This is a genomic window from Blastococcus sp. SYSU D00695, assembly GCF_054050555.1.
In genome coordinates, this window is the sequence record NZ_JBJGZP010000010.1 from 64391 (window position 1) to 88049 (window position 23659).

23 protein-coding genes are annotated in these 23659 nt (G+C 75.1%); 7 read left to right on the forward strand and 16 right to left on the reverse strand.

All coding sequences use genetic code 11. From position 1 onward, the window contains the following. Window positions 1–171 precede the first annotated feature (171 nt). Window positions 172–486: a YciI family protein gene (locus ACI781_RS08935; protein ID WP_456565735.1), complete on the forward strand. Its 315-nt coding sequence runs from the start codon at window positions 172–174 to the stop codon at window positions 484–486. 10 nt (window positions 487–496) lie between these two features. On the opposite strand, the gene ACI781_RS08940 is transcribed toward ACI781_RS08935, so the two are convergent. From ACI781_RS08940 to hppD, 4 genes are all read right to left on the reverse strand, one after another. Next, a complete protein-coding gene (locus ACI781_RS08940) occupies window positions 497–1384 on the reverse strand; it encodes an NAD(P)H-hydrate dehydratase (RefSeq protein ID WP_456565736.1) in 888 nt (295 codons plus the stop codon). Next, window positions 1377–2150: a histidine phosphatase family protein gene (locus ACI781_RS08945; protein ID WP_456565737.1), complete on the reverse strand. Its 774-nt coding sequence runs from the start codon at window positions 2148–2150 to the stop codon at window positions 1377–1379. The genes ACI781_RS08940 and ACI781_RS08945 overlap by 8 nt, the downstream gene beginning before the upstream one ends. Before the next feature lie 96 nt (window positions 2151–2246). Then, on the reverse strand, window positions 2247–3137 hold the full coding sequence (locus tag ACI781_RS08950) for a phenylalanine 4-monooxygenase (RefSeq protein WP_456565738.1): 891 nt from the start codon (window positions 3135–3137) through the stop codon (window positions 2247–2249). Window positions 3138–3145: 8 nt separating this feature from the next. After that, complete coding sequence (hppD, locus tag ACI781_RS08955; RefSeq protein ID WP_456565739.1) at window positions 3146–4348, reverse strand: 4-hydroxyphenylpyruvate dioxygenase; 1203 nt, start codon at window positions 4346–4348, stop codon at window positions 3146–3148. 156 nt (window positions 4349–4504) lie between these two features. Here hppD and ACI781_RS08960 point away from each other — a divergent pair, with 156 nt between their 5' ends. Beyond that, on the forward strand, window positions 4505–5029 hold the full coding sequence (locus ACI781_RS08960; RefSeq protein WP_456565740.1) for an Lrp/AsnC family transcriptional regulator: 525 nt from the start codon (window positions 4505–4507) through the stop codon (window positions 5027–5029). A 19-nt stretch (window positions 5030–5048) separates the two neighbouring features. Here the strand turns inward: ACI781_RS08960 and arr are convergent, their stop codons facing one another. From arr to ACI781_RS08985, 5 genes are all read right to left on the reverse strand, one after another. After that, window positions 5049–5459: an NAD(+)--rifampin ADP-ribosyltransferase gene (gene arr, locus ACI781_RS08965; protein WP_456565741.1), complete on the reverse strand. Its 411-nt coding sequence runs from the start codon at window positions 5457–5459 to the stop codon at window positions 5049–5051. Between the two features lie 409 nt (window positions 5460–5868). Continuing rightward, on the reverse strand, window positions 5869–8742 hold the full coding sequence (locus ACI781_RS08970) for a vitamin B12-dependent ribonucleotide reductase (RefSeq protein WP_456565742.1): 2874 nt from the start codon (window positions 8740–8742) through the stop codon (window positions 5869–5871). A 92-nt stretch (window positions 8743–8834) separates the two neighbouring features. Next, window positions 8835–9392 carry a transcriptional regulator NrdR gene (gene nrdR, locus ACI781_RS08975; protein ID WP_456565743.1) on the reverse strand — a complete coding sequence of 186 codons (558 nt, stop codon included), beginning with the start codon at window positions 9390–9392 and terminating at the stop codon, window positions 8835–8837. A 475-nt stretch (window positions 9393–9867) separates the two neighbouring features. Continuing rightward, a complete protein-coding gene (locus tag ACI781_RS08980; protein ID WP_456565744.1) occupies window positions 9868–10452 on the reverse strand; it encodes a hypothetical protein in 585 nt (194 codons plus the stop codon). A gap of 137 nt (window positions 10453–10589) precedes the next feature. After that, on the reverse strand, window positions 10590–10886 hold the full coding sequence (locus ACI781_RS08985) for a LysM peptidoglycan-binding domain-containing protein (RefSeq protein ID WP_456565745.1): 297 nt from the start codon (window positions 10884–10886) through the stop codon (window positions 10590–10592). A gap of 502 nt (window positions 10887–11388) precedes the next feature. Here ACI781_RS08985 and lexA point away from each other — a divergent pair. Continuing rightward, window positions 11389–12162 (forward strand): transcriptional repressor LexA, encoded by a 774-nt coding sequence (lexA, locus tag ACI781_RS08990; protein WP_456565746.1) that lies wholly within the window; start codon window positions 11389–11391, stop codon window positions 12160–12162. A 126-nt stretch (window positions 12163–12288) separates the two neighbouring features. Here lexA and ACI781_RS08995 read toward each other — a convergent pair whose 3' ends face one another. From ACI781_RS08995 to hflX, 3 genes are all read right to left on the reverse strand, one after another. Beyond that, a complete protein-coding gene (locus ACI781_RS08995; protein WP_456565747.1) occupies window positions 12289–13368 on the reverse strand; it encodes a hypothetical protein in 1080 nt (359 codons plus the stop codon). After that, entirely contained in the window at window positions 13340–14086 is a 747-nt protein-coding gene (locus ACI781_RS09000; protein WP_456565748.1) for a phosphatase PAP2 family protein, read from the reverse strand. Before ACI781_RS09000 ends, ACI781_RS08995 begins: the two co-directional genes overlap by 29 nt. 74 nt (window positions 14087–14160) lie before the next feature. Further along, window positions 14161–15657, reverse strand: coding sequence for a GTPase HflX (hflX, locus tag ACI781_RS09005; protein ID WP_456565749.1), 1497 nt, complete (start codon window positions 15655–15657; stop codon window positions 14161–14163). Window positions 15658–15821: 164 nt separating this feature from the next. Between hflX and ACI781_RS09010 the strand changes: the two genes are divergently transcribed. After that, window positions 15822–16025, forward strand: a complete 204-nt coding sequence (locus tag ACI781_RS09010) for a hypothetical protein (protein ID WP_456565750.1) — start codon at window positions 15822–15824, stop codon at window positions 16023–16025. Here the strand turns inward: ACI781_RS09010 and dapF are convergent, their stop codons facing one another. From dapF to ACI781_RS09025, 3 genes are read right to left on the reverse strand one after another with little or no spacing between them, the layout of a single operon-like run. Continuing rightward, window positions 16026–16928: a diaminopimelate epimerase gene (gene dapF / locus ACI781_RS09015; protein WP_456565751.1), complete on the reverse strand. Its 903-nt coding sequence runs from the start codon at window positions 16926–16928 to the stop codon at window positions 16026–16028. After that, window positions 16925–17854 carry a tRNA (adenosine(37)-N6)-dimethylallyltransferase MiaA gene (miaA, locus tag ACI781_RS09020; protein ID WP_456565752.1) on the reverse strand — a complete coding sequence of 310 codons (930 nt, stop codon included), beginning with the start codon at window positions 17852–17854 and terminating at the stop codon, window positions 16925–16927. Before miaA ends, dapF begins: the two co-directional genes overlap by 4 nt. Next, window positions 17851–18573, reverse strand: a complete 723-nt coding sequence (locus ACI781_RS09025) for a hypothetical protein (protein ID WP_456565753.1) — start codon at window positions 18571–18573, stop codon at window positions 17851–17853. The genes miaA and ACI781_RS09025 overlap by 4 nt, the downstream gene beginning before the upstream one ends. Before the next feature lie 40 nt (window positions 18574–18613). Between ACI781_RS09025 and ACI781_RS09030 the strand changes: the two genes are divergently transcribed. Then, window positions 18614–20260, forward strand: coding sequence for a DUF349 domain-containing protein (locus tag ACI781_RS09030; protein ID WP_456565754.1), 1647 nt, complete (start codon window positions 18614–18616; stop codon window positions 20258–20260). Between the two features lie 61 nt (window positions 20261–20321). Here the strand turns inward: ACI781_RS09030 and miaB are convergent, their stop codons facing one another. After that, complete coding sequence (miaB, locus tag ACI781_RS09035; RefSeq protein WP_456565755.1) at window positions 20322–21800, reverse strand: tRNA (N6-isopentenyl adenosine(37)-C2)-methylthiotransferase MiaB; 1479 nt, start codon at window positions 21798–21800, stop codon at window positions 20322–20324. Between the two features lie 142 nt (window positions 21801–21942). Between miaB and ACI781_RS09040 the strand changes: the two genes are divergently transcribed. Together ACI781_RS09040 and ACI781_RS09045 are read left to right on the forward strand one after the other, a co-directional pair. After that, a complete protein-coding gene (locus tag ACI781_RS09040; RefSeq protein WP_456565793.1) occupies window positions 21943–22671 on the forward strand; it encodes an amino acid ABC transporter ATP-binding protein in 729 nt (242 codons plus the stop codon). 32 nt (window positions 22672–22703) lie between these two features. Continuing rightward, window positions 22704–23603: a glutamate ABC transporter substrate-binding protein gene (locus tag ACI781_RS09045; RefSeq protein ID WP_456565756.1), complete on the forward strand. Its 900-nt coding sequence runs from the start codon at window positions 22704–22706 to the stop codon at window positions 23601–23603. Window positions 23604–23659: the final 56 nt, after the last annotated feature.

Below are 23659 nucleotides of genomic sequence, written 5' to 3' on the forward strand. Positions count from 1 at the left end.
ACCGCCGCCGGATCCGGTGAACAGGACGTATCCGTCCGCGAGCCGCCGCGCCGGGGACGACGCTCACCGCTGGTGACCGGGACCTCACCGGCTCACCGGCCCCTGGACGCGGCGCGGGGCGCGGGCGTTGGATGTCGCCCGGCGGACCGCCGCACCCGAGGAGGAGCTCCCGTGACCGGCAAGCAGTACTTCCTCTACAAGCTCCTGCCGCCCCGCCCGGACTTCGCCTTCACGATGTCCGAGGAGGAGGCGGCGGTCATGGCCGAGCACGCCGCCTACTGGCAGGGCCTGCTGACCGGCGGCACCGCCGTCGCCTTCGGCCCGGTCGTCGAGCCGGCCGGCGCCTGGGGGCTGGGCCTGCTCGAGGTCGACGACCCCGCCGAGGCCGAGGGGGTCCGGGAGGGTGACCCCGCCGTCCGCTCCGGGCGGCTGACCGCCGAGGTGCACCCGATGGTCACCGCCACGGTGCGGCCGGCCGCCGGCTGAGGCGTCCCCCTCAGATCTCGATCTCGGCGAGCACGCGCGGGATCTCCGCCGGCAGCTCGCGGGCGAGGAAGCCGAGCCCGCCGACCGCGGCGGCCAGCCGCTCCCCCGCGCGCCCGTGCAGGTGCGCGGCCCAGACCGCGGCCTGGTCGGGCTCGGCGCCGCGGGCCAGCAGCCCGGCCGTCACCCCGGCGCGGACGTCGCCGGAGCCGGAGACGCCGAGCCCGGCCCCGCCGCTCTCGTCGCGCCACACGTCCCCGCCCGGGGAGGCGATCCAGGACACGACGCCGCCGACGGCGACCGTGACGCCCGTGGCCCGCGCCAGCTCCCGCGCGGCGCCGGCGAGGTCGGCCTCCATCTCGTCCTCGTCGCGGTGCAGCGTCAGCGCCAGCTCGGTCGGGTTGGGGGTGAGGACGGCGCGCCCGTCCAGCCCGCCGAGGCACCCGGCGTCCGCGGTGACGCTGGCGATGCCGAGGGCGTCCAGGACGACCGGGCAGCGCAGCTGCGGCAGCAGCCGGTCGGTGAGCCGCTGCGCCTCCTCGACGTCGGTCATGCCCGGGCCGACGAGGACGGCGGAGGCGCCGGCGGCCAGCTCCTCCAGCCGATCGACGCCCTCGGCGGCCAGGGCACCGCTGTCGGTCTCGGGCAGGGCGCGCACCAGCGCCTCGGGCAGCGCCACCGAGAGGGTGCTGGCGACGCTGGCCGCCGTCGCCACCTGGAGCTTGCCGGCGCCCGCGCGCATCGCGGCCTCGGCCGCGAGCAGGACCGCGCCGGGGACCTCGGCGCTGCCGCCGACGATCAGGATGCGGCCGCGGGACTCCTTGCCGCCGGTGGGCGAGGGCAGCGGCCAGCGGCGCAGCAGCTGCGGGGTGACCAGTTGCGGCCCGGGACCGTCAGCCACGGCCACCGGCCACGGCGCCGACGCCGGGTTCCCCGGGCACCGGCTCCTCCTCGGTGACGGCCTCGTCGCGGCGGGTCAGGTGGTCCACGGCGTTGGCCTCCACCAGCGCCAGGACGCCGTCGTCGCCGGCCTCGTAGCGGGTGATCGAGCAGTTGGCGATGCGCTCCTGCTTGTCCAGGTCCAGCAGCTGGCGCTCGGTGAGCTCCTCCAGCACGTAGCGGAAGACCATCACCACGGCCTGGTGGGAGGTCACGAGGAGCCGCTCCCCCGGGTGGTCCAGGCGCGCCTCGAGCAGCACGGCGCGGATCCGCATGGCGACGTCGGCCCAGCTCTCGCCGCCCGGCGGGCGGTAGTAGAACTTGCCGAGCAGGTCGCGGCGGTGGGCCTCGGCCGGGTACTCGGCGCGGATGCCGGCGCCGGTCATGCCGTCGAAGGCGCCGAAGTCGCGCTCGCGCAGCCGCTCGTCGCTGCGCACCGGCAGGTCGATCCCGGCGGTCTCGACGGCGATGCGCAGGGTGTCGGCCGCCCGCGTGAACGGCGAGCTCAGCAGCACGGTGGGCCGCTGCGCGTCGGGCAGCTCGCGCAGCCACGCGCCGACCGCCTCGGCCTGGCGGCGCCCGGTGTCCGACAGCGGGACGTCGGGGTCGCGGACGTCGAGCTCCAGCCGCGCCGCCCCGCTCTCCCCGGCGGCGGCGTCGGCGAGGTTGCCCTGGCTCTCCCCGTGCCGCACCAGCCACAGCGCGCTCGGTCCCGGTGTCGCGGCCATCTGGCTCCCGTCGGCGTCGGCGTCGCACCGGGGTCCCGGCGCCGTCGCCCCCTAGCCGGTGCGCCGACCCGCCAAACGGGGCGGTCGGGGCGGCGGTCAGGCGGGCGCGGCCGCCGCCAGGCGCCGGGGCGTCTCGTCGTCCATCCCGGCGAAGAACCCGCCGACCACGTCGAGCAGGTGCTGCAGCGACTCCGCGCGGTAGAGCACCGGTTGGAAGTGGGTGATGTCGTACTCGGCGGTGCCCATCGCGAGCAGGTCCAGGGCGCGGACGTCGGCGGAGCGGAACTGCTCGATCTCGCCGTAGGAGGACAGCAGGCCGGCGCCGTAGCAGCGCAGCTCGCCGTGCTCGACGACGACGCCGAACTCGCAGGAGAACCAGAAGACCTTGGCCAGGAAGCGGAGCGCCGCCTCGTCGGTCAGCCGGCGGGCCGCCTCACCGGTGAGCCGGTGCAGCTCGGCGAACGGCGGGGCGGCCAGCATGACGCCGTGCCCGATCACCTCGTGCACCAGGTCGGGCTCGGGCGTGTACAGCGGCTGGGAGGGGTGGCGCAGGTACTGGGTGGAGTGGAAGGTGCGGTCGGCGAGGGCGCCGTAGAACTGCCGCAGCGGCACCAGCCCGGGCGCGGGGTCGAAGGTGAACCCGGTGCGGGCGCCGACGCGGGCGGACACCTCGGTCAGCTGCGGCACCCGGTCGGTGGGCAGGTCGACGTCCTCCCAGGCCGCCAGGTACGCCGAGTGGGCCAGCCGCCGGTGCTTGGCGGTGAGCTCGCGGCAGACGGTGCGCCAGACCTCGTGCTCCTCGTCGGTGTATTCCACGGCGGGCACCGGCTCCCCCGGCCGCCAGTCGAGGGCGACCCGGGCGATCTGCCCGCGGCGGGCGAGGTAGGCGGCGTCGTCGCCCCCCGGGTGGTTCGGGGCCAGGTGGACGGTGACCCGACCGGCGGCGTCCACCTCGACCGGCGAGTAGAGCTGCCCCTCCTCGAACACGGCTCCTCCTAGGAGTTCCCGCGCCGCGCCTGCTCACGCTCGATGGCCTGGAACAGCGCCTTGAAGTTGCCCTTGCCGAACCCGAGGGAGCCGTGCCGCTCGATCAGCTCGAGGAAGACGGTCGGCCGGTCGCCGATCGGCCGGGTGAAGATCTGCAGCAGGTAGCCGTCCTCGTCGCGGTCGACCAGGATGCCGCGGGACTGCAGCTCCCCGATCGGCACCCGCACCTCGCCGATCCGCGCCCGCAGCTCCGGGTCCTCGTAGTAGCAGTCCGGAGTGGCGAGGAACTCGACGCCCTCGGCGCGCAGTGCGTCGACGGTGCCGAGGATGTCGCCGGTGGCCAGCGCCACGTGCTGGGCGCCGGGGCCGCCGTGGTACTGCAGGTACTCGTCGATCTGCGAGCGCTTCTTCCCCGGCGCCGGCTCGTTGAGCGGGAACTTCACCCGGTGGTTGCCGTTGGCCACGACCTTGCTCATCAGCGCTGAGTAGTCGGTGGCGATGTCCGCGCCGACGAACTCCGCGAGGTTGGTGAAGCCCATGACACGGTTGTAGAAGGCCACCCACCGGTCCATCTCGCCGAGTTCGACGTTGCCGACGACGTGGTCGATGGCCTGGAACAGCCGCCGCGGGGCGCCGGGGCGGCGGACGTGGGTGGAGGTGCGGGCGACGTAGCCGGGCAGGTGCGGGCCGGTGTAGCGGGACCGGTCGACCAGGGTGTGCCGGGTGTCGCCGTAGGTGGCGATGGCGGCCGTGCGGACGGTGCCGTGCTCGTCGGTGACGTCGTGCGGCTGCTCCAGGACGGTCGCGCCGGTGGCGGCCGCGTGGGCGATGCAGCGGTCGACGTCGGGCACCGTCAGCGCGATGTCGGCGATGCCGTCGCCGTGGCGCCGGTGGCGCTCGGCGAGGGGGCTGGCGGGGTCGTAGGCGCCGGTGAACACGAAGCGGGCCGCGCCGGAGCGCAGCACGTAGGCGAGGTGGTCGCGGTTGCCGGTCTCCGGGCCGGAGTAGGCGATGAGCTCCATGCCGTACGCGGACTGGAAGTGGTGCGCGGTCTGGGTGGCGTTGCCGACGACCCACACGAGCGAGTCCCAGCCGGCGACGGGGAACGGGTCGTCGGCGGGGTCGTGCTCGACCCAGCCGACCAGCCGCCGGAGCTGCTCGAGGTCCAGCTCCGCGGCCCGCTCGTCATCGAGTTCCTGCTCCAGGGTCATGCCGGTCCCTCCGTCGAGCAGTGCGTCTTGTGGTGCAGGACACACCCGGCCACGCTGCTGGGCAACCGGCGTCGCTGGAGGTGTGCCGGCTGCCCAGCCGGCCCAGCCGGCGGGGTCGGGAGCTGGTCGCGGTGGCCAGTTCGACGGGAGGCGGACATGGCGGACGGCGTCACCCTGGACGCGCTCGACGTGGCGCTGCTGGAGGCGATGCGCGAGCACCGGCGGGCCGGGGTGCTCGAGCTGGCCCGGCTCACCGGCGTCGCGCGGGGCACGGTGTCGGCCCGGCTGCAGCGGATGGAGGACGCCGGGGTGGTCACCGGGTACGGGCCGGAGGTCGACGTCCGCGCGGCGGGGTTCGGCGTCGAGGCGTTCGTGACGCTGGAGATCGCGCAGGGCGCCGTCGACGAGGTGCAGCGCGACCTCGAGGACATCCCGGAGGTGCTCGAGGCGCACGCGACGACCGGGCGCGGGGACGTGCTCTGCCGGGTGGCCGCGAGCTCGCACGAGGCGCTGCAGCGGACGCTGGTGCGGCTCGACCGGTCCTCCTGCGTGGTCCGCTCGACCAGCGTCGTCGTCCTGTCGCGGCTGGTCCCGCTGCGGGCGCTGCCGCTGCTGCGCACCGGAGCGGCGCCGGACGCCGGCCGGTCCGCGCACCGCGGCCCGGCGTCCACCGGGGAGTGACCCGGCCGGCGCTGCGCCGTCAGTTGATGATCTCGCCGCGCTCGACGGTGAGGATGGCGGCCAGCCGGTCGCGCCACGCCTGCAGCGCCTCTGGGGTCAGGCGTGTCCAGTCGGGCACCTCACCGACGATCCGGAGCGGGGCGGTGCTGCGGTAGGAGCGAGTGGGGTTGCCCGGGAACTTCTTGTCGGTCACGTTCGGGTCGTCCTCGAACGGGCCGGTGGGCACGACCTCGTAGACCCGCGGCGCACCCGGGCCGGCGGCGAGCTCCGCGGCCAGGCCGGCGCCGTCGCGGAGCGCGGTGAAGTACACGTGGTTCATGACGATCTCGGGGCGGTAGTTCGAGCGGAACCCCGCCGTCAGCAGGTCGCCGACCTGCAGATCGGCCTTGGTGCCGTGGAAGAACGGCCCGTCGTCGGTCGCCTGGCGCACCGCGGGAGTGTAGATGGCGACCGTCCCCGCGCCGGGCTCCCGCGGACACCGTCTCCCGCGAACCCCGTCTCCCGCGAACCCCGTCTCCCGCGAACCCCGCCTCCCGCGCCCACGTCTCCCCGCGGAGACCGTCTCCCGCGGGAGCCCGGGGTGGTCCGGGAGCAGGGCCGGCCCGCGCGGTCCGCTGGGAGCCGGACCGGACACGACCGCCCCCGTCCTCCGAGGAGGGCGGGGGCGGTCGTGGGGCTCAGGGCTGCGACGGGAGTCCGCGGTGCCGGCCGGCCGGCCGGAACCGGACGGTCGGCTCCGGTGACGTCCCGCCGGAACCGGTCTCGGCTCCTAGGGACGCCCCGACGGGCTCACCGGGGCGTCCCGCGTCGATCGCGGGACGTCCCGGCGAGCACCGGTGTCAGCTGCAGCCGCTGGTGGAGCCGCAGCCCTCGCAGACGTAGCAGCTGCCGGCCGGGCGCATCTTCGTGCCGCAGGTCATGCACAGCGGCGCGTCGGTGGCGGTCCCGGTCACCAGCTCCAGCAGCTCGGCGGAGCTGTGGGCCTCCTTGAGGTCCTTCTTCGGCGCCTCGGGCTTGACGGGCGTCTCGGTCGGGACGGAGCCGCGCAGCGCTTCGACGTCGACCTCGTCCTCCGCCTCGACGACCGCGGCGGTCGAGGCGGGGGTGTCGTAGCCCGACACCTGCGCGGCCCGCTCCTCGGCGCTGAAGATGCCCAGGTTGGCCCGCTTGTCCACCGGCAGGTGGTCCAGCGCCAGGCGACGGAAGATGTAGTCCATCACCGACTGGGCGATCCGGATGTCCGGGTCGTCGGTCATGCCGGCCGGCTCGAAGCGCATGTTGGTGAACTTCTGGATGTAGGTCTCCAGCGGCACACCGTGCTGCAGCGCGATCGAGATGCCGATCGAGAAGGCGTCCATGACACCGGCCAGGGTCGAGCCCTGCTTGCCGAGCTTGAGGAAGACCTCGCCGAGGCTGCCGTCCTCGTACATGCCGGCGGTCATGTAGCCCTCGGCGCCGGCGACGCTGAACGACGTCGTCAGGCTCGTCCGCTTCTTGGGCAGGCGCTTGCGGACCGGGTGGGACAGCGCCGCGGGCGCGGCCGCCTCGACCGTCTCAGTGCCGGCCTTGGCGCCGTCGTTCTTGCCCTTGCCGTCGGACAGCGGCTGGCCGACCTTGCAGTTGTCGCGGTAGATCGCCAGCGCCTTGAGGCCGAGCTTCCAGCCCTGGAAGTAGATGTTCTCGACGTCCTCGACGGTCGCCGTCTCCGGCATGTTGACCGTCTTGCTGATCGCGCCGGAGATGAACGGCTGCACCGCGGCCATCATCCGCACGTGGCCCATCGGGGAGATGGCCCGCTCGCCCATCGCGCAGTCGAAGACCTCGTAGTGCTCCGGGCGCAGGCTCGGGGCGTTCACGACGTGGCCGTGCTCGGAGATGAACTCGACGATCGCCTCGACCTGCTCGTCCTGGTAGCCCAGGCTGCGCAGCGCACGCGGCACGGTCTGGTTGACGATCTGCATGGAGCCGCCGCCGACCAGCTTCTTGAACTTGACCAGCGAGAAGTCCGGCTCGATGCCGGTCGTGTCGCAGTCCATCATGAAGCCGATGGTCCCGGTGGGGGCCAGCACGGAGGCCTGGGCGTTGCGCCAGCCGTTGTCCGCGCCGATCTCCAGGCACTCCTGCCACTGGGCGGTGGCGGCCCGCAGCACGTCGGCGTCGTCCGCACCGAGCGGGCGGATCGCGTCGTTGGCGGCGGCGTGCTTGCGCATGACCCGGGCGTGCGCCTCGGCGTTGCGGGCGAAGCCCTCGTACGCCCCGACGATGCCGGCCAGCTCGGCCGAGCGGCGGTAGGCGGTGCCGGTCATCAGCGAGGTGATGGCCGCGGCCAGCGTCTGCCCGCCGCGCGAGTCGTACGCGTGGCCGGTCGCCATCAGCAGCGCGCCGAGGTTGGCGTAGCCGATGCCCAGCTGCCGGTAGGCGCGGGTGGTCTCGGCGATCGGCTCGGTCGGGAAGTCGGCGAAGCAGATGGAGATGTCCATCGCCGTGATGACCAGCTCGACGGCCTTGACGAAATTCTTGGCGTCGAAGGTGCCGTCGTCCTTGAGGAACTTCATGAGGTTCAGCGACGCCAGGTTGCACGAGCTGTTGTCCAGGCTCATGTACTCCGAGCAGGGGTTGGACGCGTTGATCCGGCCCGTCTCGGGGTTGGTGTGCCAGTCGTTGATCGTGTCGTCGTACTGGATGCCCGGGTCGGCGCACTCCCAGGCGGCCTGGGTGACCTTGCGGAACAGGGTCTTGGCGTCGACGGTCTCGATGACCGAGCCGTCCATCCGCGCACGCAGACCGAACTCCGTGCTGTCCTCGACCGCACGCATGAACTCGTCGGAGACGCGGACCGAGTTGTTGGCGTTCTGGTACTGGACGCTGGTGATGTCCTTGCCGCCGAGGTCCATGTCGTACCCGGCGTCGCGCAGCGCGCGGATCTTGTCCTCCTCGCGCGCCTTGGTCTCGATGAACTCCTCGATGTCGGGGTGGTCGATGTCGAGGACGACCATCTTGGCCGCGCGGCGGGTGGCGCCACCGGACTTGATCGTGCCGGCCGACGCGTCGGCACCGCGCATGAAGCTGACCGGGCCGGAAGCGGTGCCGCCGGAGGAGAGGAGCTCCTTGGAGGACCGGATGCGGGAGAGGTTCAGGCCCGCGCCGGAGCCGCCCTTGAAGATCAGGCCCTCCTCGCGGTACCAGTTGAGGATCGAGTCCATCTCGTCGTCGACGGCGAGGATGAAGCAGGCGCTGACCTGCTGCGGGGCGCTCGTGCCGACGTTGAACCACACGGGCGAGTTGAAGCTGAAGTACTGGTGCAGCAGCATCCAGGTCAGCTCGTGCTCGAAGATCTCGGCGTCGCCCTCGGTGGCGAAGTAGCCGTGCTCGCGGCCGGCCGCGCCGTAGGTCAGCACCACCCGGTCGATGAGCTGGCGCAGGCTGGTCTCGCGCTGCGGCGTGCCGACGGCACCGCGGAAGTACTTCGTCGTGACGATGTTGGTGGCGTTGATGCTCCACTCGGCGGGGAACTCCACGCCGCGCTGCTCGAAGTTGATCGAGCCGTCGCGCCAGTTGGTCATGACGACGTCGCGCCGCTCCCAGGTCACCTCGTCGTACGGGTGCGCACCGGGGGTGGTGAAGACCCGCTTGATCTTCAGGCCCTTCCCCCGCGCCGGCGCCTTGGCGGTGCGACGCGTGCGGCCCGACAGGCGGTCCTCGGTCTCGGTCACTGAGCTCTCCCTCGGTTGTGGCTCTGCTGGTGTCGCTGACGGCTTGGGGAAGAGAGCCGCACTCTGTTCTAACGGGCGGTACTGACGTTTTCTCACGGGACGGCGACGGTGCCGTCGGACGGGGTCGGGCCGCGCGAACCACCCCGCCGGCGACCGGCCGGCGGTTCCGGCTGCATGCCCGGCAGCGGCAGGGTGCCGGCGGTCAGGTGCCGGGCCCGCAGCTCGGTGATCTCCTTCTCGAAGTCCTCGATCGAGGTGAAGGCGCGGTAGACACTGGCGAACCGGAGGTAGGCCACCTCGTCGAGCTCGCGCAGCGGCCGCAGGATCGCCAGCCCCACCTCGTGGCTGGGCACCTCGGCGGCGCCGGTCGCCCGGATCGCGTCCTCGACCTGCTGGGCCAGCTTCTGCAGCTGGTCCTCGTCGACCGGCCGCCCCTGGCAGGCGCGCCGCACGCCGGCGACGACCTTGCTGCGGTTGAACGGCTCGCTCACGCCGCTGCGCTTGACGACGGCGAGGACCGCCTCCTCCACCGTCGTGAACCGGCGCCCGCAGGCGGGGCAGGAACGACGCCGGCGGGTGGTGGCACCCTCCTCGGCCTCCCGGGTCTCGATCACCCGGCTGTCCGCGTTGTGGCAGAAGGGACACCGCACGGCGACTCCTCCTCCCTCGCCTCGTGCACCGCCGCCCCTCCCGGGGTGGACCGGCCGCCCGCGGGGTCCGCTGTGGACCCTCCTGGGGACAACCGGTGCACATCCCGGGGAGGAGCTGAGGACGCCCTGTGGACGGACTTACATCGGTGCAACTACTAGATGTAGGGGAACCCTAGGCGGGCCTCCACTAGATGTGCAAGAGCGGCACGGTGTGGCGTGTTCCCGCGCAACACGGTCGTGACCAGCGGTCGACCGACACACCAGCAGTCACACGGACACGCCGACGAGCGCGTCGAGAGGGGTGCGGGACCACCCGTGCGCGGTGTGGTGGCGTGTCGCCGAGGCGTCGTACCGGCCGCCGGGCCCGGAGGCGGCGACCCCGGGACACGCCGCACACCACGGGCCCAGGGCCCAGGAGGCGCGAGACCTCGGAGGAGCGGGGGCCCCGCACGGGTGCGACCGCCCCGCCGCGCGCTCAGCCGAGGGGTGAGGTGGCGCTCCACGGCCGGCCGGCGACATCGCCGAGGCGGATGGGCCGGGTGAGCGGCTCCCCCGCGCCGGCGAGGGGCACGGAGCCGGCCAGGGCGCCGACGCCGGGGCGGGCGGCAGTGGCGGGGACTTCGTCGCCGGCCCGGTGACGACCGGCGGGCACCCCGGCCCGGTGGCGCCCCTCCGCCTCGGCGCAGCGCACCACGGGCAGCTCGGCGGTGAGGTCACTGGCGTGCCGGCGCCGTCGAGCGACACCCCGGGCGGGCAGCCCGTCCCCGAGCATCCGGCGCAGCTCGACCCGGCTCATCTGGACGGTCTCGACGCTCCCGGACAGCCGCGCGGCCGGGCCGACCTCGGCGACTCGGGCGACGATCGGCTCCGCGGCGGGCGCCGGGACCGGCTCGGGCAGCCGTACCGCGGCGAGCTCGACCCACATCTCGCGTGCCGCGGCACCGATCAGGGCGCGCACCGAGGCCTCGCAGGCCCCGGACCGGTCGTGGCGCCAGCCCAGGACCGCACCGGGCCACCACGTCCCGTCGACGTACACCTCGGCGTCGAGGGGCTGGGACATGGCGGCTGCTCGTCCGTGCTGGTCCAGTGGCACGCCGGGAACGGTAGGTCGGCACCCCCTGGCGAGCGGGGCAGGACGCCGCCCCGAGGGTTGACGAAGATGGGCCGCAGGATTGTGCACGTCGCCGCGCCGACCGCTCACGGGACGGCGAGGACCTGGCCGGGCACCACGACGGCTCCCTCCAGGTCGTTCAGCTCCTCGATGGCGTCCACCACCGCCCGCACGTCCTCCCCCGGGCCGGCGACCTCCGCGGCGATGGACCAGACCGTGTCCCCGGGCCGGACCACGACGTCGCTCTCCCCCGCGGGCCGCAAGCCCTCCGGCCCGGCCACGAGCGCCGACAGGACCAGCAGGCCCAGCGCGGCCACCGCGACGGTCAGCGCCGTCAGCGCGCACCACCCCCGGCGGGTCAGGCGCAGCGGGACCCGCGGCACGTCCGCACGGCCGCGCCCACCGGCCGGCCGGACCCGTCGCACGGGCGGCTCCCCCAAGCGCACCGGACGCGCGCCCGGGCGCACCGTGTCGCGACGGACCGGCGGCGCCCCGGCCACCGGTCCTCCGGCCCGCACCGCGGCCCGGGACACCGCCCGCCCGGGCACCGGGCGCACCGGCCCGGCGACCCGCAACCCCGTGCCGTTCCCCGAGCACCCCGCCACACCGCGCTCCGCGACCGCCACCCCAGCGCCTCCTCCACGACGGCCACCGGCAGCGCCGGCGACCGAACACGCGTTCGATTCGAACATCAGTGCGATGTCTACCGCACGGCGCCGACAGGATCGACCCGACACCCGAGGACTTCGAACATGTGTTTGAGGACGGGGCCCGGACACGCTACGGTCCGACTGACACCACCCCCGCGCCGGTCGCACCGCACGTGGCCGACGACGAGGAGGGCGGACGGACGAGTCGTGGGGACACGGCCGGCGAGGAGGAGACGTGGCGGGCACGAGCGGGACGTCGGGCGGGCGCGGCGGGTCGCGCCGGGCGGGCGGCACGGCCACCGGCGGCGCACCGGAGAGCACCGCGCAGGTGCGCACCTTCCCGGACCGCGGCGAGGCCGGTGACGGGTTGACCCAGCGGCAGCGCCGCGTCCTGGGGGTCATCCGCGACTCCATCGACCGCCGCGGCTACCCGCCCTCGGTGCGCGAGATCGGCGAGGCCGTCGGGCTGTCCTCGGCCTCCTCCGTCGCCCACCAGCTGTCGGTGCTGCAGAAGAAGGGGTGGCTGCGCCGGGACCCGAACCGGCCGCGCGCCCTCGACGTGCGTCTGCCGGGCGAGATCGCCGCGGCCGCGGCCGGCCCGCCGCCTCCGGTGGCCGAGGACTCGGCGAGCCCGGCGCCCACCTACGTGCCGCTCGTGGGCCGCATCGCCGCCGGCGGCCCGGTGCTCGCCGAGCAGGCAGTGGAGGACGTCTTCCCGCTCCCCCGCGAGCTCGTCGGCGAGGGCACGCTGTTCATGCTCAAGGTCACCGGTGACTCGATGGTCGAGGCAGCGATCTGCGACGGCGACTGGGTCGTGGTCCGCCAGCAGCCCACCGCCGAGAACGGCGAGATCGTCGCCGCGATGATCGACGGCGAGGCGACGGTGAAGACCTACAAGCGCAAGGACGGGCACGCGTGGCTGCTGCCGCACAACCCCGCCTACGAGCCCATCCCCGGCGACGACGCGACCGTCCTGGGGCGCGTCGTCACGGTGCTGCGCCGCGTCTGACCGGCGCCGCGCCGGGGAGCCGCCACGAGCGGCCGCCCCGGCGCGGGGCGGCCTCAGCGCAGGGCCGCGCCGGCGCGGGGCCGCACCGGCGCGGGGCGGCCGCAGCACGGAGCGCCGGCGACGGGCTCAGGCCCGGGAGGACCCGCCCGGCGGGGAGCCACCACGGCGCAGCCGGCCCACCAGCCAGAGCAGCACGCTGGCCACGGCGGCCGCGACCAGTGCGGCGGTGACCGGGCTGACCCCGTCCTCGGTCTCGGTGAGGACGTCGGGCAGGGAGCCGTCGGTCGCACCGGTGGCCCCCGCGGGCACGGTCGCGGCCGGCACCGGCACCACGGTGACGTCGCTGGGCAGGCCCTCGCTGGCCACGACCAGGGACGTGCCGTCGGCCGAGAAGCTGATGGCCTCGCCCTGCGGGGAGTCCGGCAGCGCCACCCGCACCGGCTCGGCCGCCAGGGCGGCGGGCACGTCCGACCCCGCCAGCGGCCAGACGTAGGCGTCGGTGTAGGTCCGCAGCGCGATCGCGTGCCCGTCGGACGCCACCGCGCCCCCCGTGACCAGCAGCTGGCCCGCCCGACCCACCGGGCCGCCTGGGGTGCCCGTCAGGGTCAGGTCCACCGAGGCCACCTCGACCAGACCGACGGTGCCGGCGGGCTCCAGCGCCGCAGCCGGGCGGAAGACGTCGCTGGCGCCCAGGACCTCCTTGGTCACGACGTAGGGCGTGCCGTCCGGAGCCAGCAGCAGCGCCTCGGCGTCGCGCGGGCCGTCGGGATAGGTGAGCCGGAAGACGTCCGTCGTCCCGTCGGGGTGCAGGGCGATGAGGGCCACCGTCTCCCGGGTGCCGTTGTTGTCGCCGGTGTCGCAGAGCCAGACGCTCCCGTCCGGCCCGACGGCCAGGTCCTCGGGGTCGTAGGGGTCCACGTCGGCGGTGTGCACGTCGGTCACGGCGCAGGCCGCGTCGAGGACGTACACCGTGACCTGGTCGCCGCCGTCGTTCATCGCGAGCATGTTCCCGTCGCCGCCCACGACCAGCCCGGACAGCTCGGGCAGCCGCGGGTCGGTGATCTGGCACTGCGGGACCGGCGCGGCCTCCTCGGCCGACGCCGCCGGGGCGGGGACGAGCGCGAGGGCCGGGGCGCACACCGCGAGCGCCGCGACGGTCAGCCCCGCGGGCAGCCCGTCACGACGTCGGGGGAACGGGCCGCGCACCCGACCAGCGTGACAGCACGCGCGCGTCGAGCGCGTGAACCACGCCCAACAGCAGCAGGCCGACCGCGGCGCCGACCACGGCGTCGCTGACCCAGTGGAAGTCGAGCGCGACCATCGACAGCGTCGTCAGCACGGGGCCCACCACGGCCAGCGCCCACAGCGCCCGCTGCACCCACGGGTGCATGCCGTACTCCACCGCCTGCCAGCGGACCACGCCCCACAGCAGCACGGCGTTGGCCACGTGCCCGGAGGGGAAGGACTGGCCGTCGGGGTCGTGCAGGAAGTGGCCCGGGTGCTGGGGCGCGGTCCGGCCGATGCCGTACTTGATGCTGTAGACGACGAGGCCGAGCAGCAGCATCGCCAGCAGCAGCCGCACCAGGGGCAGGAACGTGCGGTGGCGGCCGGCCAGAAACGCGACGACCGCGAACAGGTACAGCTGCATCGTGCCCTGGCCGCCGATGCGGGTGACCACGTACAGCGGGCCGTAGGCGTCGGAGTCCCGCAGCCCCCAGCCGCCGACGGTGTCGGAGACCCAGATGTCGATCTGCTCGGTGACCCCGCGGGCCAGCAGGTCGACGGTCACCCACACCGCGATGAGCAGCGCCAGGACCAGCGCCCACCACGGCGGGCGCCCCACGGTGACCACGCGCGGGTGCTCCGGCACCGGCAGCCCGCTGGGCGAGGCGCCGAGCGAGCGTCGCACCACCCCGCTGGTCACCGCCCGAGCGTACCGGCCCGTGACCGGTTCGTGACCTCGACCGGCCGGTACGGCGGGCCGCACCGGCCGACCGGTCAGCCGACGGGCGAGGAGAAGCCCTCGAGTGCCGAGGCCAGCGCGCCGTCCACGCGCGCGGACAACCGGGTGCCGCCGGCCTCGTGGCTCTCGCTGAGCACCTCGCCGTCCCGGTGCACCCGGGAGACCAGGTCGCCCCGGTGGTAGGGCACCAGGACCTCGACCTCGACGTCGGGATGCGGCAGCCGGGCGGCGACGACGTCGCGCAGCCGGTCGATCCCCTCTCCCGTCCGCGCCGAGACCCAGACGGCGCCGGGCAGGGCCTGGCGCAGGGTGAGGACGTCGTCCTCGGTCATCGCGTCGACCTTGTTGACCACGATGAGCTCCGGCACCGCGGAGGCGTCGATCTCCTGCAGCACCACGTGGACCGCGTCGATCTGGCCCAGCGGGTCGGGGTCGGAGCCGTCGACGACGTGCAGCAGCAGGTCGGCGGCGGCCACCTCCTCCAGGGTGGAGCGGAAGGCGTCCACCAGCTGGTGCGGCAGGTGCCGGACGAAGCCGACCGTGTCGGTGAGCGTGTACTCCCGGCCCTCGTCGGTCTGCGCGCGCCGGACCGTCGGGTCGAGGGTGGCGAACAACGCGTTCTCCACCAGCACCCCGGCGCCGGTCAGCCGGTTGAGCAGGCTGGACTTGCCGGCGTTGGTGTAGCCGGCGATCGCCACGCTGGGGACGGCGTTGCGGCCGCGGCTGGCCCGCTGCGTCTCGCGGGCGGTGGCCATGCCGGCGATCTCCCGCCGCAGCTTGCTCATCCGCGAGCGGATGCGCCGCCGGTCGGTCTCGATCTTCGTCTCACCCGGGCCGCGGGTGCCGATGCCGCCACCGCCGGCGACGCGGCCACCAGCCTGCCGGGACAGCGACTCACCCCAGCCGCGCAGCCGCGGCAGCATGTACTGCATCTGGGCGAGCTCGACCTGGGCCTTGCCCTCCCGGCTGCTCGCGTGCTGGGCGAAGATGTCGAGGATCAGCGCCGTCCGGTCGACGACCTTGACCTTGAGGATCTTCTCCAGGGCGTTGAGCTGGCCGGGGGTCAGCTCGCCGTCGCAGATCACGGTGTCGGCGCCTGTCGCCGCGACGATGTCGCGGATCTCGTTGGCCTTGCCGGAGCCGACGTAGGTGCCGGCGTCGGGGGTCTGCCGGCGCTGGCTGACGGCCTCGAGGACCTGCGAGCCCGCCGTCTCGGCGAGTGCGGCCAGCTCGGCGAGGGAGCGGTCGGCGTCGGCCTGGGTGCCCTCGGTCCACACGCCCACCAGCACGACGCGCTCCAGGCGCAGCTGGCGGTACTCGACCTCGGTGACGTCGGCGAGCTCGGTCGACAGCCCGGCGACGCGCCGCAGCGCGCCGCGCTGCTCGAGGTCGTAGCTGCCGGTGGTGTCGTCGGGCTCGTCCCACTGGCCGGCCGGCGCGGGGCGCACGGTCTCCTCGGTGGGCGCGCCGGTGGCGCGGTCGGCGCGGGCCTGCGCGTCGGCGAGCACGGCGCGGTTCTGTGCGGTCGTCATCGGGTCCAGCGTGGCACGCCCCTCGCGGCGGGGCACGTGAGTTGTCACTTCCGGGGAGGTCCCTGCTCGTGTCATCGCCGGGTGCAACACCGCCGGGCTCCGCATGCATCCCGCCGCGGGGCGGGTAGGGGCAGGCCGACGAGCACGCCGACCGAGGAGGAACCGTGAGCACGAGCAGCACCGAGGGCATCGACGACCCGGGCCGCGACCCGAAGGGGCTGAACCCGCCGCGCAACCCGTTCGGGGGCGCCGACCAGGACACCGGCCGCGGGGAGCCGCGCGGTACCGGGAACGTGGGTCCGGCCGACAAGCCCGAGGCACCCACCGACGAGCCGGAGACGCGGGCGGACGAGCCCGACCGGCCCTGATCAGCCGCGGGTCGCCGCCGGGGTGCCCGCCAGCCACTCGGCGGTGAGCTCGCCGGCGGCGACCACCACGGCCGGACCGCGCAGCACGGTGGTCTCCGGGGTCACGTCGACGGTGAGCCGGCCACCGGGGACGTCGACCACGACCGTCCCGGCGGTCGCGCCGCCGGCGGCGAGCGTCGCGTAGGCGACGGCGCACGCGCCCGTGCCGCACGAGCGGGTCTCCCCCACCCCGCGCTCGTGCACCCGCAGCCGGACGTGCGCGTCCGCCCCCTCGCCGGCCGCCCGCAGCACGGTGACCAGCTCGACGTTCACGCCGTCGGGGAACAGGGTGGGGTCGAAGCGCGGGGCCCCGGTGAGGTCGAGCGCGTCGAGGTCGACGTCGGTGAGGCACGCCAGGTGCGGGTTGCCCATCGACACCGCGAGCCCGTCGAAGCGGCGCCCGTCCAGCTCGGCGGACCCGCGGCCGAACTCCCGGGCCGGCCCCATGTCGACCCAGTAGCTGCCGTCGGGGCCGGCGCCGACCCGCCGCGGGCCGCCGCGGGTGCCCACCCACACGCCGTCGGCGCAGGCGCCGCGGTCCAGCAGCCCCTCGGTCACCAGCACGTGCAGGAACAGGCGGATGCCGTTGCCGCACATCTCGGCCAGCGACCCGTCGGCGTTGCGGTGGTCCATGAACCACTCGCAGCGCGCCAGGTCCGCGCCGAGGACGGCGGGGGCGTCGGGCACGTGCACGCTGCGCACCACCCGCAGGACGCCGTCCCCACCGAGGCCGGCGCGGCGCTCGCACAGCCGGGCCACCATCGCCGCGTCCAGCCGGGCCTCGGGCCAGCGGTCCCCGTCGGGGTCGGGCAGGACCACGAAGTCGTTCTCCGTGCCGTGCCCGACCAGCACCCGCTCAGTCACGTCCCGATGGTACGGGCGGCCAGCAGCGCGCCGACGGCGTCGACCAGGTCGGGCCGGCCCGCGTCGAACCAGGTGGTGCCCGCGTCGCGGCGGAACCAGGACCGCTGCCGGCGGACGAACCGCCGGGTGGTGACCACGGTGCGCTCCCGCGCCTCGTCGGCGGACAGCTCGCCGTCGAGCTGCGCCAGCACCTGGGCGTAGCCCAGCGCCCGGGAGGCGGTCGGGCCCTCCCGCAACCCGTCGGCGGCCAGCGCCTCCACCTCGGCGACCAGCCCGGCCGACCACATCCGGTCCACGCGCAGCGCGATGCGCCCGTCCAGCTCGGCCGGTTCCCGGTCCAGGCCGACCACGACCGCCGGGTAGTGCGGCCGCGGCTCGGGCAGCGACGCGCGGAACGGCCCGCCGGTCAGCTCGACCACCTCCAGTGCCCGCACGATCCGCCGCCCGTTGCTGGGCAGGACGGCGGCCGCGGCGACCGGGTCGACGGCGGCCAGGCGGGCGTGCAGCGCGGCCGGCCCGACCTCGGTCAGCTCGGCCTCCAGCCGCGCCCGCACCGCCGGGTCGGTGCCGGGGAAGTCCAGCTCGTCGAGGACGGCGCGCACGTACAGCCCCGAGCCGCCGACCAGCAGCGGCACCACGCCGGCGGCCCGCAGCCGGTCGACCTCCGCCCGGGCGCGCCGCCGGTACTCCGCGACCGACGCCGGCTCGCGGACGTGCCACAGGTCCAGCAGGTGGTGCGGGACGCCGCCGCGTTCGGTGAGGTCGGGCTTGGCGGTGCCGATGTCCATCCCGCGGTAGAGCTGCATCGAGTCGGCGTTGACGACCTCGCCGCCCAGCCGCTGCGCCAGCGCCACCGCCAGCGCCGTCTTGCCCGTGGCGGTGGGGCCGACCACCGCGACCACCGGGGGCGGCGCCACCGCCGTCACGGCGCCGTCCAGGTGGCCACGAGGTAGCCGACGCCGAAGGGGGCGGCGTCGTGCAGCAGCCGCGGCGCGACGACCGCCCGGCCGCCGAGGACCCGCCCGACCGCCCGCCACACGGGGACGCCGGCAGCCAGCAGCCGCTCCCCCGCCGCGGCGTCGAGGCCGGCGAGTGCGCCCGCGTCCCCGGAGGCCAGCGCCGCGGCGACCGCGGCGTCGAACGGGGCGGCATCGTCGTCGAGGTAGCCGGGGGCCTTCACGGTGCGGCGGGCCGACCCGTCGCCGAGGGCGAGGACCGCCGCCCCGCCGGGGAGGCCGGCCAGGGCGCCCGCGAGGTCCTCCGGCCCGACCCCCAGGCGCGGCCCGGTGTGCCCGGCCCGGTCCAGCAGCCAGGCGCCGACGGTCAGGGCGGTCGGCGTGCGCCGTCCCCCGGGGCGGGCGCCGCCGGCGAAGGGCACGGCCAGGTCCACCCCGACCCCGCGCAGGTCCCCGGCGTCCCCCGCGCCGTAGCGCCCGGAGGCGCCCGGCCCGACCACGACGACGGTCTCCGGGCCGCCGGCGAGCACCGCCTCGACGGCGGCGGCGCACGCCGCGCGCAGCGCCTCGGTCTCCGGCGCGGCCCGTCCCTCCACGGCGGGCAGCAGCAGCGGCGGGCACGGGCAGAAGGCGATCGACAGCGGCGCGGCCGGGCCCGCGACGGGGGATCCGGCCTGTTCAGTCGTCACGGCAGCAGTGTCGCCGATGCGACGTGGGACACTGCGGTGCGTGTCCAGCACGGAGAGCCCCGCAGACGGTTCGCAGCAGGTCCCCCAGCCGGTCGAGGCCGGCGCGGCAGACAGCACCGGAGCCACCGAGACCACCGGCGCCGAGGCCCCCGCCGCCGGGGTCGGCGGCTCCGCCGCGGTCGGCCCGGAGGCAGGGACCGCGGCGGCGCCGACCCCCGAGGACGCGGCCCTGGCCGACCCGACCGCGCCCGCCGCCGACGGTGCGCCCGCCGCCGACGGTGCGCCCGCCGGGGAGGACGCCGCCGGGGAGGACGCCGCCGGGGAGGACGCCGCCGGGGAGGACGCCGTCCCCGCGCCGGTGCTGCCGGCCGTGCTGCCGGAGGAGGCGGCCGCGCCCGTGGCCGCCGTCGCCGCCGCGGTGGCCGCGCCGGGCGACGTCCCGACGCACGCCCCGGGCGAGCCGAGCGCGCCGCCCGCCTCGGACCCCACCGCCTGGGGGCGCGTGGACGAGGAGGGCACCGTCTACGTCCGCACCGCCGACGGCGAGCGCGCCGTCGGCTCCTGGCAGGCCGGCGACCCGGCCGCGGGGCTGGCCCACTACGGGCGCCGCTACGACGACCTGGCGACCGAGGTCGGGCTGCTCGAGGCGCGGCTGCGGGCGCACACCGGCAACCCCGCCGAGATCAAGGCCAAGGCCCAGGCGCTGGCCGAGCAGATCCCCACCGCGACCGCCGTCGGGGACCTGGACGGCCTCGCCGCCCGCGCCCGCGCGATGGTGGACACGGCGGACTCCGCGGCCGCCGAGTCGCGGGCGGAGAAGGCCGCGCACCGCGCCGCGCAGATCGCCCGCAAGGAGGCCCTCGCCGCGGAGGCCGAGCAGATCGCCGCGGACTCCACCGCGTGGAAGGCCGCCGGCGACCGGCTCAAGGCCATCGTCGAGGAGTGGAAGACCATCCGCGGCATCGACCGCAAGACCGACGAGGCGCTGTGGCAGCGCTTCGCCGCCGCCCGGGACGCCTTCGGCCGTCGCCGCGGCGCGCACTTCGCGGCGCTGGACGCCCAGCGCGGTGAGGCGCGGGCGGCCAAGCAGCAGCTGATCGCCGAGGCGCAGCGGCTGTCGACGTCCACCGAGTGGGGCCCGACCAGCGCGGCGATGCGCTCGCTGATGGACCGCTGGAAGGCCGTGCCGCGCACCGGCCGCGACGGCGACGACGACCTGTGGAAGCAGTTCCGCGCCGCCCAGGACGTGTTCTTCGCCGCCCGCACCGAGTCGGACAAGGCGCGCAGCACCGAGGAGCTGGCCAACCAGCAGGCCAAGGAGGAGATCCTCGCCGAGGCCGAGAAGCTCGACCCGGCCAAGGACCTGCGCGGCGCGCAGAACGCCCTGCGCAAGCTGCAGGAGCGCTACGACGCCATCGGCCACGTCCCGCGCAGCGCCATGCGCGGCCTCGAGGACCGGATGCAGGCGGTGGAGCAGCGCGTGCGCGGGGCGGCCGACGCCGGCCGGGTGCGCACCGCCCCGGAGAACCCGATGGTGACCTCGATGCGCGCCGCCGTCGCCAAGGCCGAGGAGCAGCTCGCGAAGGCCGAGGCCGCCGGGGACCAGCGCCGGGTCGACGAGGCCCGCGCCAACCTGGCCACGCGGCAGGAGTGGCTCGCCGAGGCGGAGAAGTCCGCGCGGCGCTGAGGCAGGACCCCGATTCCCCCCGCCCCGCGCACGCCCGGGGCGGGGGGGAGCAGCGGAACCGCTAGCAGCCGGTCGCGGCCGGGAGCGGCTCGGGGACGCCGACCCGCGGGATCCCGAGCGAGACGCCGGGGGTGGTCGGCCGGGTGCCCGCCTCGTGCGCGTCGCCGGCGCGGGTCCGGCGGTGCGACAGCAGCGGGCCGTCGGCGACCAGGTGGTGCGGCGCGGCCTGCGTGACGACGGTCTCCACGACGTCGCCCGGCCGCACGCCCTCGGCCGCGGTGAAGTGCACCAGCCGGCCGTCGCGGGCCCGGCCGGACAGCCGCCCGGTGCGGGCGTCCTTGCTGCCCTCCCCCGCGGCCGCCAGCAGCTCGACCCGGCGGCCGACCTGCGCGCGGTTCTCCGCCCAGCTGATCTCGTCCTGCAGGGCGGTCAGCCGCAGGTAGCGCTCCTGGACGACCTCCTTGGGCAGCTGCCCGTCCATCTCCGCGGCCGGCGTCCCCGGGCGCTTGGAGTACTGGAAGGTGAAGGCGCTGGCGAACCGCGCCTGCCGGACCACCTCGAGGGTCTGCTCGAAGTCGGCCTCGGTCTCGCCGGGGAAGCCGACGATGACGTCGGTGGTGATCGCGGCGTCGGGCATCGCGGCGCGGACGCGGTCGATGATCCCCAGGTAGCGCTCCTGCCGGTACGCCCGGCGCATCCGGCGCAGCACCTCGTCCGACCCGGACTGCAGGGGCATGTGCAGCTGGTGGCAGACCGCCGGGGTCTCGGCCATGGCGGCGATGACGTCGTCGGTGAACTCGCGCGGGTGCGGGCTGGTGAACCGGATCCGCTCCAGCCCCTCGATGCGGCCGGCCGCGCGGAGCAGGTCGGCGAAGGCGCCCTGCTGGCCGAACTCGACGCCGTAGGCGTTGACGTTCTGGCCGAGCAGCGTGACCTCCAGGACGCCCTGGTCGACCAGCGCCTGCACCTCGGCGAGGATGTCGCCGGGCCGGCGGTCCTTCTCCGTGCCGCGCAGCGCCGGGACGATGCAGAACGTGCAGGTGTTGTTGCAGCCGACGCTGATCGACACCCAGCCCGCGTAGGCCGACTCCCGCCGCGCCGGCAGCGTCGACGGGAACACCTCGAGCGCCTCGGCGATCTCCACCTGCGCCTCGGCGTTGTGCCGGGCGCGCTCCAGCAGCGCCGGCAGCGAGCCCACGTTGTGCGTGCCGAAGACGACGTCCACCCAGGGGGCGCGCCGGACGATCTCGCCGCGGTCCTTCTGCGCGAGGCAGCCACCGACGGCGATCTGCATGCCGGGGTGCGCGTCCTTCACCGGCCGCAGGTGGCCCAGGTTGCCGTAGAGGCGGTTGTCGGCGTTCTCCCGGACGGCGCAGGTGTTGAGGACGACGACGTCGGCGTCCTCCTCGTCCCCGGCCGCGGTGTAGCCCGCGGCCTCCAGCAGCCCGGCGAGGCGCTCGGAGTCGTGCACGTTCATCTGGCACCCGTAGGTGCGCACCCGGTAGGTGCGCGCCGGGGCCCGGTCCGCGAGTGGGGTCATTCCGCTGTCCATGTCGCCGACGAGGGTACGGCGCGACCACCGCCACCCGGCTTCGTTACCGCTTCGTGACGGCGGCGGACTGCCGAGGGCCGGTCGTCGCCCTATGGTCCGGGGTGTGACTGGCCTCACATCGCAGCACCCGCTGGTGCAGCTGTCCGGTGTGCAGAAGTGGTTCGGCGAGCTGCACGTCCTGCAGGACGTCGACCTGTCCATCGGCGCCGGGGAGGTGGTCGTCGTCATCGGCCCCTCCGGCTCCGGCAAGTCGACCCTGTGCCGGGCGATCAACCGCCTCGAGCCGATCCAGCAGGGCGAGATCCGCATCGACGGCGAGCTGCTGCCGGAGGAGGGCAAGCCGCTGGCCCGGCTGCGCGCCGACGTCGGCATGGTCTTCCAGAGCTTCAACCTGTTCGCGCACAAGACGGTGCTGGAGAACGTGACGCTCGGACCGGTGAAGGTGCGCCACCGGCCGAAGGCGGCGGCCCAGGAGCGGGCCCGCGAGCTGCTGGACCGCGTCGGCGTCGGCAACCAGGCCGGGAAGTACCCCGCCCAGCTGTCCGGCGGCCAGCAGCAGCGGGTGGCGATCGCCCGGGCACTGGCCATGGACCCGAAGGTCATGCTCTTCGACGAGCCGACCTCCGCACTGGACCCGGAGATGATCAACGAGGTCCTCGACGTCATGACGTCGCTGGCCCGGGACGGCATGACGATGGTCGTGGTCACGCACGAGATGGGTTTCGCCCGCCGCGCGGCCGACCGGGTCGTCTTCATGGATGGCGGCCGGATCCTCGAGTCGGCCGACCCCGAGACCTTCTTCACCCGGCCGACGTCGGACCGGGCCAAGGACTTCCTCTCCAAGATCCTCACCCACTGACCCCCCGCCCGACCCGAGAGGAGCACGTCCCGATGAGGTCGCTACGCACGACGACGACGCTGACCGTCGCCGCCCTCGCCCTCGCCCTGGCCGCCTGCGGCGACGACGACGGCGGGGACGGCGGAGGCGACTCCGCCGAGCCCTCGGTCGCCGAGGCCCCGGAGTTCGAGGCCGGCACGACGATGGCCCGGCTCGCCGACCAGGGCACCATCCGGATCGGCACCAAGTTCGACCAGCCCGGGTTCGGCCTGGAGAACCTCGACGGCGAGGTCGAGGGCTTCGACGTCGAGATCGCGAAGATCATCGCCGGCGCCCTCGGCATCGAGGAGGGCGACATCGAGTGGGTGCAGACCCCGTCGGCCGTCCGCGAGGAGGTCCTGGAGGGCGGCGAGGTCGACATGGTCGTGGCGACCTACACGATCAACGACGCCCGGCGGGAGCGGATCTCCTTCGCCGGCCCGTACTACGAGGCCGGGCAGCAGATCATGGTCGCCTCCGACAACGACGAGATCACCGGGCCGGAGTCGTTCACCGACAACCCCGACGCCACCGTCTGCTCGGTCACCGGCTCGACGCCCTCGGAGACGATCCGCCAGTACCTCGCCAGCGACGCCCAGCTGGTGCTGTTCGACGAGTACTCGCAGTGCGCCGACGCCCTGGGCAACGGCCAGGTCGACGCCGTGACCACCGACAACGTGATCCTCCTGGGCTTCGTGTCGGAGTCCGACGGCGACTTCAAGCTCGTCGGGGACCAGTTCACCGAGGAGCCCTACGGCATCGGCATCACCAAGGGCGACGTCGCCTTCTGCGAGTTCATCAACCAGACCCTGGCGGACAACCAGGACGCCTACACGCAGGCCTGGGAGAGCACCGCGGGCCAGGTCGAGGGCACCGAGACCCCGGAGCTCCCCGAGCCCCAGCCCTGCTCCTGACCCCTGACCGTGCCGCGGCCGGCCGCTCCCCCGGCCGGCCGCGGGCACGCCGCCCG